General features: G+C 62.8%; 8 protein-coding genes. 2 read left to right on the top strand and 6 right to left on the bottom strand.

Translation table 11 applies throughout. From position 1 onward, the window contains the following. The first annotated feature begins 257 nt into the window (after window positions 1-257). Window positions 258-908: a hypothetical protein gene (locus C450_RS11650; RefSeq protein ID WP_005043631.1), complete on the top strand. Its 651-nt coding sequence runs from the start codon at window positions 258-260 to the stop codon at window positions 906-908. Here C450_RS11650 and C450_RS11645 read toward each other — a convergent pair. The 5 genes from C450_RS11645 to C450_RS11625 form a co-directional block, all read right to left on the bottom strand. Continuing rightward, window positions 902-2236 (bottom strand): DUF790 family protein, encoded by a 1335-nt coding sequence (locus C450_RS11645; RefSeq protein ID WP_005043630.1) that lies wholly within the window; start codon window positions 2234-2236, stop codon window positions 902-904. The two genes, C450_RS11650 and C450_RS11645, sit on opposite strands and share 7 nt — an antisense overlap. 28 nt (window positions 2237-2264) lie before the next feature. Next, window positions 2265-3725 carry a DEAD/DEAH box helicase family protein gene (locus C450_RS11640; RefSeq protein ID WP_005043629.1) on the bottom strand — a complete coding sequence of 487 codons (1461 nt, stop codon included), beginning with the start codon at window positions 3723-3725 and terminating at the stop codon, window positions 2265-2267. Window positions 3726-3779: 54 nt separating this feature from the next. After that, window positions 3780-3947 carry a hypothetical protein gene (locus tag C450_RS11635; protein WP_005043628.1) on the bottom strand — a complete coding sequence of 56 codons (168 nt, stop codon included), beginning with the start codon at window positions 3945-3947 and terminating at the stop codon, window positions 3780-3782. A 134-nt stretch (window positions 3948-4081) separates the two neighbouring features. After that, complete coding sequence (locus tag C450_RS11630; protein WP_005043627.1) at window positions 4082-6103, bottom strand: DUF2079 domain-containing protein; 2022 nt, start codon at window positions 6101-6103, stop codon at window positions 4082-4084. Continuing rightward, entirely contained in the window at window positions 6096-7109 is a 1014-nt protein-coding gene (locus C450_RS11625) for a glycosyltransferase (RefSeq protein ID WP_005043626.1), read from the bottom strand. The genes C450_RS11630 and C450_RS11625 overlap by 8 nt, the downstream gene beginning before the upstream one ends. Before the next feature lie 241 nt (window positions 7110-7350). On the opposite strand from C450_RS11625, the gene C450_RS11620 reads away from it, so the two are divergent. Beyond that, complete coding sequence (locus C450_RS11620) at window positions 7351-9537, top strand: DUF4129 domain-containing protein (protein WP_005043625.1); 2187 nt, start codon at window positions 7351-7353, stop codon at window positions 9535-9537. 200 nt (window positions 9538-9737) lie between these two features. Here the strand turns inward: C450_RS11620 and C450_RS11615 are convergent, their stop codons facing one another. Continuing rightward, window positions 9738-10832, bottom strand: a complete 1095-nt coding sequence (locus C450_RS11615; protein ID WP_005043624.1) for a DUF1616 domain-containing protein — start codon at window positions 10830-10832, stop codon at window positions 9738-9740. Window positions 10833-11011 lie beyond the last annotated feature (179 nt).

Genomic DNA, 11011 nt, shown 5'->3' with positions numbered 1-11011 from the left:
GAGATCGTTCTCCTGTTCGCGCTCAACAACATCAAGAAGCTCGCCAAGACGCTATGATCGTACTCCCGTACCGCATTTTCAATAGAGCACCGAAATCGACACTGACGCAATCGAAGAGGAACTGTAAAGACGGCTGCAGGGGGTGCTACTGGGGTCACAATCGTCTTTTGCCTCTTCGGGAAGCCGGATGGTTGATACAGCAGATCATCCGACAGCGACAAATATTTTACTATTGCATACTTCTGTGCAATCATACGATGTTCGAACAGTGTGGTGAAGCAGAGCTCAAGACGCTCCTCGCCATCGAGCCGGGCGACCCAATCTCGGGCGTGGCTCGCAAGATCGACGAGAACCGCGAGACGATTCGTCGGACCGTGAACCGTCTCGAAGACGCAGGTTACGTCCGATACGATGGTGGATTGTCTGTCGTTGACGACACCGTCCGAGAGGCAGGTCTCGCCTTCCTCGCGGCCGCAGCATCTGTCTCCCCACCCACCATCTCGGAGGCGTACGTCCTCCCCCAGTTCGCCGGAGTGGAGTTCGCCTACACCGCTATCGACGCCGTTTACGTCTGGACTCGGGGCGGCTATCAGGTCGCACGTGATGAGATGGATTACCCGCTATTCATTGCCATTCGCAAAACGGATCTCGAAGAGTGGAGGCGCTTCTTCGAACGGTTCGGGATTCCGACTGCTCAACAGCGTCAGCCAGCCGACGAGATTCCTGGGCCGCTGCAGATCGTCCTCGAACCGCGTGCACAGATCGATGCGGAGATGGTTGATGGGCGGCCGGTCATCTCCCGTTCGGAAACGGTTGCGTTCGCGCGCGAGCACTACGCGATCTTCGAGTCGGCACTGGATATCCTCGATCGCATGTACGACGACGTCGAAACCGAATCTGACTACTGAGCTGCATACTCCTCTGCGAGGTCGACCACATCGTAGACATGGATGCCGGTTTTGAACCAAAGCACTCGGTCGGCTTCGAGATCGATGTCTTCGCTCGTACAGTCTAATTCCTCGGACACCGCTAAGAGTAGATTATTCACGTCCGCTTGCCGAATCTTCGCGAGCTTCTCTTCGAGGTACTCGGGTGTCCAAAAGCCCACTACCTCGAGGATTGCCCGGCGGCCGTCAGGATGTTCGAGCGCGAAGTCGGGTAGCAGTACCTCCGCTCCCAGATCGATCACATCGTCCTCGCGGACCAACTCCCACTCCGTATTCGCCCGCTCCCACTTGGTGGCGAGCGTTCGTTCGAGGTCGCTGTCGTACCGACTGCCACCACTGTAGTGTGTCTGGAGTCCCGTCGTCTGATCGAGCGTCAACTCCCGTGTTTCGTTGGTTGACTCGTCGACGAGGATCTCCGCCGTGAGGTCCCACCGCTCGCAGTGGGGCAATGCGGGCAGGAAGTTCGCCATCCGGATGCCGTACTTGCGCGACTGCCGGAACAACGAGGCCGGACCGTCCAAGATCGCCTCGTATCCGTCGGCGAGGTCCGTGCTTGACACCCGTTCGCCGTGCTCGTCGATCGGATAGATCCGGTGCATCAGCCCGAACAGCTTCACGTAGCTAAATGTCGTCGCAAACTCGTCCCACACCCGAATGCGCAACTCGGTCGCGTCGTACAGCACCGCCTGCGCGAGCGCGAGGTTGTACCGATGCAGCAGCCACTCGACGGTGAGTGCCGTGCCCGTGTACGCCTCCTCGCTCTGGCCGGTCAACTGAGTCGTGCTGGTCGTCCCATCAATATCCAGTTCGACCGATTCAGCGATCTGATCGCCGAAGCGCACGAGCCGATTATTCGCATCGAGATCCGCATACATCCCCTGATGGCACTCCGCGAGTGAGATCCCCAGATCGTCGGCGACAGCCGTGTAGACGTCGAGCTTCCGGGTATCCTCACCGAGCGTGGGCTGTCGGACCACCGGATACGAGTCGTTCGCCCGCGCGAAGAGCCGCTGGCGGATCTCACGCGGTTCGGCTGCCGCCACCGTCTCGAAGTCACACTCATCGCGCAGGAGTTTCGCCAGCCCCTGGATGATCTTGTAGTCGGTATCCGCCACCGTCAGCTGGTCGATCGCCGTATCGAGGTCGGCCTTCGGCTCACCGACATGCGTCTCGAACAGTTCGATCAACTCGCTCGCCGTCTCCTGATAGCGTGCATCATCGGGATCGATGAACAGCGGCGTCACCTCGCCATCGGCTGCCCGCGAGCGCGCGAGATCGGCCGTCAGCATGGCTTCGGTCTCACTGGAGTGGTCACGGTCACGCTCCTGTCTCGACGCCTTCGCGGCGGCGCTGGGAGACGTAGTTCTCCATCGTGTCGGTCGCGATGATCTCGTAGAGCCGTGCGGGCTGGCGGTCGTCGGTCGGGCGCAGGATCCGGCCGAGGCGCTGGGCGTACTGGCGTTTCGACGCGCTCCCTGAGAGGATGACCCCGACGTTGGCGGCGGGGACATCGATGCCCTCGTCCAGCACCTGCGACGTCGCTAAGATCGAGTACTCACCGGTCCGAAACCGTTCGAGGATCTCCGTGCGCTCGTCGGTCTTGGTCTGGTGAGTGATACAGGGGGCGATGAACTCCTGGGAGATCTCGTAGGCGAAGTCGTTGTTCGCGGTGAAGATGATGGTGCGGTCGTCGTGATGACGTTTGAGAAGCGTATCGAGCGTGTCGAGTTTCTTCGACGCCGTCCGGGCAAGTTCTTCGGCGCGCTGCTTGGCGATCAGCGCCCGGCGGCCGTCGGAATCGTAGGAGGTGTGCGCGAGGAACTCTTGGTAGCCCTCGGCTTTCCAGAGGTCGAAGTCGTGCGTATCGACGTACTCGCGGTAGATGCCGTACTCCTCGTCGTACTGGGTGCGCTCGTCGTCGGTCAACTCGACCTGCATGTGGATGGTTTCGTATTCGCTGAGATACTCGCCAGCGAGCTCGTCGACCTCCTCTTCGTAGACGACCGGACCGATGAGGCCCGTGTCTTCGAGGAGTTCGTGGGCATCATCGGCGCGCTCGTAGGTGGCTGTCAACCCCAGACGATACGGCGCGATGGTCATCTCCGGAATCTGCCGATAGGTCGGGGCTGGCAGATGGTGGATTTCGTCCGCGATCAGCAGGCCGAACTGGTCGCCGTACTCGTCGATGTAGCGATACGCGCTGTCGTAGGTCGTGACGGTGACGGGTCTGATCTCGTGGGTACCGCCGCCGAGCACGCCAACCGCCTGTTCGGGCCCATCTCCACTCCGCTGGGGCAGTTGATCGCCGAAGGCATTGGTGAGCGTCGCATGCCACTGGTTCATCAGGTCGATCGTCGGCGCGATCACGAGGGTGCTGACACCAGCGTCGGCGATGGCCTGAATCCCGAGAAACGTCTTGCCGCTCCCGGTCGGGAGGACGACGCTGCCGCGACGGTCATGGGTTCGCCACGCATCGAGCGCCGCCTGCTGATACTCGCGTGGCTCGATCTGGAGCGCCGGATCGAGCGCGAGGGCGGGATACGCCCGAGCCGTATCCTCGATTGCAACAGTGGCCGACTGGATGGTCTCTTGGTGGGCTGACTCCTGTGTAGCGGAGGGCGAGTTCTCACCATCCCACGCGTCGGCCCACTCAAGCAGAGGCCGGTAGCGATACGCGGGCGCACGGTAGTCGTCAACCCGGTCGTCCCACTCCGCGTACGGAACGTCCTCATTGGCCTCTCGAAGCAGGAGCGTGCCTTCGTCGAACTCGACCCGCATCTGTGGATTACCTCGGTCCCCACCGAGCGTGACCACGTCGGGAGAGTGTCCGCATCAGAGGTCGCGTGACTGGACGGTCCTGCGGTCGTTGTCTTCGGCCCGTCGCGCAGCATCGTCGAGCAGCGTCGAGACTTCCTCGTCGAGCTCGTCATAGAAGTCCGCCGAGACGTTCATCTGGTCGAGATGCTCTTTCACGGCCGCTTTGACGATCGTATTCGCCATACCCGCTTCTCACACCGGTCGGCACTTATAGCCTGTCGAAGCATGCCGAAAGTGAACCGCCTCGGGGTCAAGTGGCTCGAGACGCTCGCCTTGCTCATGCCTGCCCTCTCAGGGACAGCCGGACAACAACAGCACTACCCGGCCCTCACAGCCCCTCTCCTGTCCGCTGTCGTTCCGTTCGTCCCCGACTGTACGACGACCGACTCCAACGAGATCGTCCCGGGTCCGGTCCGGAAGCCACGGAACTCGATCCCGTTGCGTGGCTCGTCGAGCGTGAACGGCACGGTCACCGTCTGAGTCGCGTTCCCCGACGGCACCGCTTGACGGGCGATCGTCCGATGCTCCTCACCCACCGTGACGTCGACGGCCGCGGTCGATCCGTTCGCCCCACCCCCGCGCGCCGCAACGTGGAACGTTGCGGTGTAGTTGCCCGCCGGGAGCGCCGTGTAGGGACCGTGCCAGACGTTGCTGTCGTTGGTCCCACCGCGATCGACGAGGCGGCCGTCTTTGAACTGGCCACCGGTCGCGACGAACTCGTCGGCCTCGAAGACGATTCGCTCGCCCGACCCCGACTGCGTGATCCCGGTCGGCGACCCATTATATCCCCGTTTGAGGATCCAGATGCCGTCCTGGTAGCGAGAAACGCCATATTCGTCGCCGACCAGCGGGAAGTACGCGTCCCGCACGGGCGACGACCAGTCGAACGAGCGTGTTTCGAGTCGCGTATCGAAGAGGACGTACTCGGGCCGCGGCGTGCCATACTGCTCCTGATACAGCCCGAACAACGAGGGGTTCGGGATGAACGTCGCGTTCGAGCGGGTCGCGACGTGGGGGTAGATCGTGTTCTGGGTCACCAGCGAGGCGTTCGCCGGCACGGTCTCGATGGCTGCCGTGAGCGTCTCGGTATGCTCGCCGGTTTCGGGTACCGCCCCCTCCTCGGCGACGGTCTGTGCGCCGGCTCCGGCACTCGTCAGGAGCACGACAACGAAAAACATCGTGAGCACCCGCCCCGACGGCAACGACGGGGACAGCCGTCCGAGGACGCGACTGGCACCGATGTAGACGAACGGCAGCAGATAGAGCGGATAGTGGCCGCCGAAGGTGTAGAACGCCTCCGTCCCGCTGAGCAGCCACGCGAACCCGACGAACGGTGCCAGCGCACCGAGCGTGCTCTCATCGACTACCGCGAGGAACAACACCGGCGCGAGAAAGAGCGCGAAATACAGCAGCTTGGTGAAGAGATCGGTTCCGAGGAGATCGACGATGAGCTCGGGCCGCGAAAGGACCAACAGCACCAGCTCGCCGGTCGTTGCCCGCCCACCTTCGACGAACGGCTGGAGCGGGGCTGCGATGGCTGCCTCCCGAATGCCCGAAACACGGCTGAAGCGATCGATGACCGCCCCCGAGAGGAGCTTCGCACCGACGGTCAACACGGCCGCCCCGGCGAACACCCATCGTTCACGAGACAGACGCCCAGCCCGGTAGGCCCCGAGCGCGAGCCCGACCAGAAAGCCGCCGCCGATGAGCACCATGAGCTCGTTGGTGACCAACACGAGCGCAAACGCCAGCAGAAACCGTCGATAGCGCTCGGTGTAGTACCAATGGTAGGCCAACAGGACCAACACCGGCAGGAGGACGTGTTCTTGGAAGTCGTAGATCCAGGCCGACCAGAGAAACGGATTCAATGCGTACGATGCGGCCAGGAAGCCAGCGACCCGCCGATCGGCGACGTGATCGCTGGCGACGATCCAGACCAGCGGGATGCTGGCCGCAAGAAAGAACGATTTCCACAGCAGCAGCGTCACCGGCGATTCGACGAGCGCGAACAGCGGGAGGAACACCAACAGCGTGAGCGTGAAATGGCCACCCCAGTACGAGCCGCCCGGATGGCCGGCGACGTACTTTCCCTGTTGGAGGAACCCCGTTCCATCGAGCGTCGTCGCGAACATGTGGACGTACGTACCGAAATCCGCACCCGTCAGCCAGAAGCTCTCGTAGAGAGCGGTCGTGTAGGCCGCAAAGCCGACGAACAGTATCGCAGCAAGAGCGAGGATATACCACGGCACGCGAACGTAGCGCCGAAACGAGCGAGCGATCGGCGTGGCGATCGCGTCGGGTACGAGGCGGCTGCCGATGCGTGTGAGCCGGTTATCCATGGGCTGGTCGTTCGGGCGAGAGGAGGAGCTCTTTGAGCTGTGGATAGACGGTCTCGAACCCGTGACGTTCGCCGATCCGGCGGGCGTTCCGACACCGCTTTTCGTAGCCGCTGTCGTGACGCCATTCCCACTGGAGGGTTCTGAGCTGGGCGACGCAGTCGCCGACCGTCGAGCCGTGTAGCACTGCTGGTCCGGTCGGTGGATGGGTACGAAGCGGTGTCGTCACAACTGGCGTGCCCGACGCCAGCGCCTCTTTGATCACCAAACTGTCGGCATCGATACGGCTGGGATGTAAGACAGCGTGGGCGCTCGCGTAGGCGTCGGCGAGTTCGTCTTCATCGAGAAAGCCGAGCCCGTCGATCGACGGGACATCGCTTTCGCCCGTCGTCACCACCCGGAGTTCGTCACCGAGCGTGCTGGCGATCTGCCGCGTCCGATCCCAGCCTTTCGCCGGGAGATGGGCCGCAGTGACGAGCACCGTGAACGTCTCGTTGAGCGATGCCCGCGCGGGATCGAACAGCGTCGTGTCGACGAAGTTCGGAATGTAGTGGGTGTTCGAGTGCGGCGAATCGTAGCTGTTCGTCACGGAGTGGACCGCGTCGAAGCGGTCGAACGCTCGGTTGCCGAGGGCTCGATACAACAGTTTCACCGTCGTCGGGACGACCCCGTAGTGGGGTTCGTACAGCCGATCGGAGAGATACACCCACGAGTGAATTCCCGCGATGGAGCGGGTCTGACCGGTGAAAAACGACCGGGCGAACGGATGATAGAACAGGTAGGCGCTGTCGAACGCCGACAGATCGTGTCGCCATTGCTCTCGATAGGACACGGCGTCGTCCAGCACGTCGTCGGCCGACACCCGCCGTTGGTTCCGTGGCGTGTACGGGAGCGCACGGACCGCGACGTCGATCCCATCGGCAGCCAACCGATTGGCGAGTGTTGCCGTCCATTTCTCACCACCACGATAATGTTCCAGCGAGAGATGGGGGCAGAGAGCGACCTTCATGGTGGCTGTGGGTGTGCGCAGAACGTATGCCCGAATGATTACAGTTACGATCGTGTCGGACCGGCCATCGATGACCGCTCTCCTTCGCGCTGGCGCGCTCACTGAGGACGGGCCCTCCCTGTCCCACGATGGGATCTTGAACGAGGGGAAGTAGTGCCTCGCAACATCGGTTGAACATGGGTCGAGACGGTGCCCCACACGGAAGGGAAGCAGTTTTATTCGGTCGTAGTGAGATGAGGATGTGGTAGCCGCGCATCGTCACGGTATCGTTGCCACAACACTTCTCATAGCGCTACTCATCACGACCGCCGGACTGCCGCTTGCCAGTGCAACGATCACTGACCACCACGCGGCCGATCGCGCCTACCAGGTGGAACCCGACCCACCCAACAACACGACGGTCGTCCACGAAGACCCGGCAACGGCCGACGACGACGGCAACGTCTCCGAGGTGCAGGGCTGGCTCTCCAGTCGTCTCGGTGAGACGCTCGTCGACTGTTCGGCGGGGCTCGAAGTCGGCAACTACGACGCCTGCAATCAGTCCGAAAACTATCCCGACTGGCTCGACAAATACGTCAACGTCACCCGCAGCTCCGATTCGGAAACCAACAAAACCACCGAGTTCCAGCGTGCGAGGGAGAACCAAACGGAGTACGCAAACGATGTCCAGCGGTTTCGGCGGACTGTCGAGCAGTATCGGGCTGCACGACGAAACGGGAACACCGAGCGGGCACAACGGCTTGCTCGCCGCGCCCAGCGCATCTCGAGACAGGTGAACGAGACGGGCACCCAACTGACACGTGACTACCGGACCATCGACAACGGGACGAGCCAAAACCTCTCCGTAGCGGTCACGACGACCAACGCGACCACGCAAAACGTCACCACCGTCGCCGAATCCGTCAGCGTGGCACAGTTCAGAAACACCACGATCACTGCCACGGCGGCCGACCGACAGATCTCGTTCACCGACCCGTTGCGGGTGAGTGGTCGTCTCACGATGTCCAACGGCACCCCGCTCGCGGACCGCACCATCGTGCTCCAAGCGGGCGGTCAGACCCGCCGCACGACCACGGACGGAGCGGGGCGATACGCCATCAGCTATCGTCCCACGCTCCCGTCGCTCGATACGCGTCGCGTCTCGGTACGGTATCGACCGACGAATCAGTCGGTGTTTCGGAGCAATAGAACGTCCGTCCCCGTGACGATCCGGCAGGTCCAATCGAACGTCCGGGCCCAAGCCACACCACAGCGGGTGGGCTTCGGCGATCTGGTATCGGTCTTCGGGCAGGTCACTGCCAACGGGACCGGCGTCCGATCGATCCCCGTCGCGATCTCGGTCGATGGCCAGGAACTGCAGCTCACCGACGGCGATCGCGTCCGAACGGCGGCCAACGGTCGTTTCAGGCAGGCACAGCAACTGCCGGCCGACATCGATACCGGTCGCCAGACCGTTCGCGTCGCGCTGCCCTTCGAGGACAGAGCACTCGGCAACGCCACCACGTCGGTTCCGATAACGGTGACGTCGACGCCGACGGTGCTTGCGACCAACGTCTCACAGCAGTCAGTCAACGGCTCTGCCGTCGGTGGACCGATCGTCCGCGTCGAAGGCCGACTCGCGGCGAACGGCGAGCCGCTTCCCAATCGAACCGTAACAGTGGGGCTGAGCAACTCCACGACGGACGTGACGACCGACGAGAACGGGAGCTATACGACGAACGTAACGGTGCCACAGGCGGTGTTTGCAGGGCAAACCGGCAGCGTGACGACGATGGTTGGTGTAACGTACGACGGCACGGGTACGAACCTCGAATCGTCACGTCGTCGTGCGTCGATACAGCTCACAGTCCCGACCCAATCGAGCGGGATCCTCGAACGGTTCGTGAACGCCTTCGGGGCCCTCCCGGTGACCTATCGGCTGCTGATCGGCCTCGGAGTGGTGTTTCTGGTCGGCTATGCTGTCCACCGGCTTCGCGAGTGGATCGGTCTCGGCGGGACGGGTAACTCGCCGTCCGAGATGCCGATGGCCGACGATGGGGAGAGCGCCACCGACGCGCGAGCCCGTTCGCGATCGCTTCTCGAGACGGCCCGCGATCGGCTGTCGGACGGTGACTCAGTCCATGCGGTCGGGCTTGCGTACGCGGCTGTTCGGCGCGCGCTCGAATACGACTTCGATCGTGCGAGCACGTACACTCACTGGGAGTTTTTCGAGGCGTATCGTGAGCGGGACGTTGGCGAGCGTCGAGGTACCGCGCTCCGGCGACTTACCGAACTCTACGAGCGTGCGACGTTCTCCCAACGATCGCTCACGACGGAGATGGCGTCGTCCGCACTCGACGAGGCCCGAACAGTAGCCGACCGGGACGGTCAATCGACCGCCGATGAATCGGATGCCGAAACCGACCCCGACCCTGAATCGGAATCATAGAAGCGATCTAAGCGCGGAAACCACACTCTTGAGGCTGTGGAGATGCGCGCGGTCGGTGGTGTGGATTCTCGGAGGGCCGTTCTGTCTCGAACTGGTCGGATTTGACTACAGAATCGATGGAGGACACTCTGCATTCGTTTTCGTGACGATATTGAGACGATCCAACCGGTTTCTGTACCTCTCTGACGGAACGGTGACGGTCACTGTGAACTGACGTTCACCCAGAGGTGGGTCTCGCGGTAGGCGTTCTCGACGGTCGGCTCCGCAGGGGGCGATCCCCGATACAGCAGGTAGACGAGGCGGAGTCGCTCGCCAGTCATCGAGGGCGTCACGTCGTGGGTCCAGTTGACCGATTCGTTCGCGGGGACGGTTCGACTGAACCGATCGAGTTCCTGGCGTTCGCGGACGGTCGTGGAGTTGTTGCGTATCGAAACCCGCTGTAGCTCGGCGACGACGGAGTACTCGACCTGTTCGTGTTCGTGGTTGCCGATGCCGACGGTCAGGGGCTGGCCCTGCCCGACGGTGAAGTTCTGTGGGTAGTCGTCGGCGACGAGCGCGCCGGACTCGTTCTCGGTGAGCAGGTAGAACTCGCTGAAGCTCTCGCCGGATTTGGGCACCATCACGGCGTAGCCGACGCTGCTGACCGCGAGCAGCAGGCTTACGACCAACACGACGTTCAAAACGGCATCGAGGCGCGTCTCCGGCTCGAACAGCTCCGCTCGCGCGGCCCCCACCCACGCTCTGTACGGGACTTCGAATCGTTCCTCGACGGGAAGCTCCTGACGACGCAGTGCGGCGACCGCACTGGCGAGCAGCGTGAAGCCGCCGATCGAGAGCACGATCGGCACGAGCCTGATACCGAAGGGTGTGAAGTTCAGAATCAGTCCGATCAGCGGGGTGATCGCGATGCTGAGACCGAACGACAGCGCCACCCGCTCGATACCGTCGATACCGCCTGCCCGGCGGGGATCGACACGTTCGGTCAGTCCGGTATTGGCGTCGGCACTCCCATCCTGTTCGACCAGGTTCGATCCCGAGTGGTCGTCCTCGTCGGCCGATGCCGATGCACCGCCGAAAGCGGGACCGCGTTCCGGAAACAGCGCCGCGATGAACGCATAGCCGGGCGCAAACAGCGCGAAAGCGAGCCCGAGCACGACCCGCAGCGGCGTCTCGCTGATGACCGGTGCAAGCGTGGCGACACCCGTCGCGAGCACGAGCAGGACGATCGCCGCGAGGTCGGCGGGGAACCGACGGAGGAATCGCGGAAGCAGCAACCGAAGCGTCCCGTCAGACATACCCTCGGATTTCACCAAGGGCACCTAAAGGACTTGCTTTCGTCGCTCGCTCGCGCGAACGCCGATCGTCGATCGCCCGACTGTCTCAATCGCTCTTGCCGAATCTAGTGAAACACGTTGAGGGCGAAGCAGTCAACGAGGCCGTGTAGCGGTGCTCCGACGAGGTTCAACGTCCGTAC

The organism is Halococcus salifodinae DSM 8989 (assembly GCF_000336935.1).
Lineage (GTDB): Archaea > Halobacteriota > Halobacteria > Halobacteriales > Halococcaceae > Halococcus > Halococcus salifodinae.
The sequence above is the reverse complement of the archived record's forward strand: the minus strand, read 5'-3'. Positions and strand labels throughout refer to the sequence as shown.

Bases quoted from the DNA above. Each gene is read 5' to 3' on its own strand.
- C450_RS11650 (WP_005043631.1), top strand. From the start codon at position 258: ATGTTCGAACAGTGTGGTGAAGCAGAGCTCAAGACGCTCCTCGCCATC.
- C450_RS11645 (WP_005043630.1), bottom strand. From the start codon at position 2,236: ATGCTGACGGCCGATCTCGCGCGCTCGCGGGCAGCCGATGGCGAGGTG.
- C450_RS11640 (WP_005043629.1), bottom strand. From the start codon at position 3,725: ATGCGGGTCGAGTTCGACGAAGGCACGCTCCTGCTTCGAGAGGCCAAT.
- C450_RS11635 (WP_005043628.1), bottom strand. From the start codon at position 3,947: ATGGCGAATACGATCGTCAAAGCGGCCGTGAAAGAGCATCTCGACCAG.
- C450_RS11630 (WP_005043627.1), bottom strand. From the start codon at position 6,103: ATGGATAACCGGCTCACACGCATCGGCAGCCGCCTCGTACCCGACGCG.
- C450_RS11625 (WP_005043626.1), bottom strand. From the start codon at position 7,109: ATGAAGGTCGCTCTCTGCCCCCATCTCTCGCTGGAACATTATCGTGGT.
- C450_RS11615 (WP_005043624.1), bottom strand. From the start codon at position 10,832: ATGTCTGACGGGACGCTTCGGTTGCTGCTTCCGCGATTCCTCCGTCGG.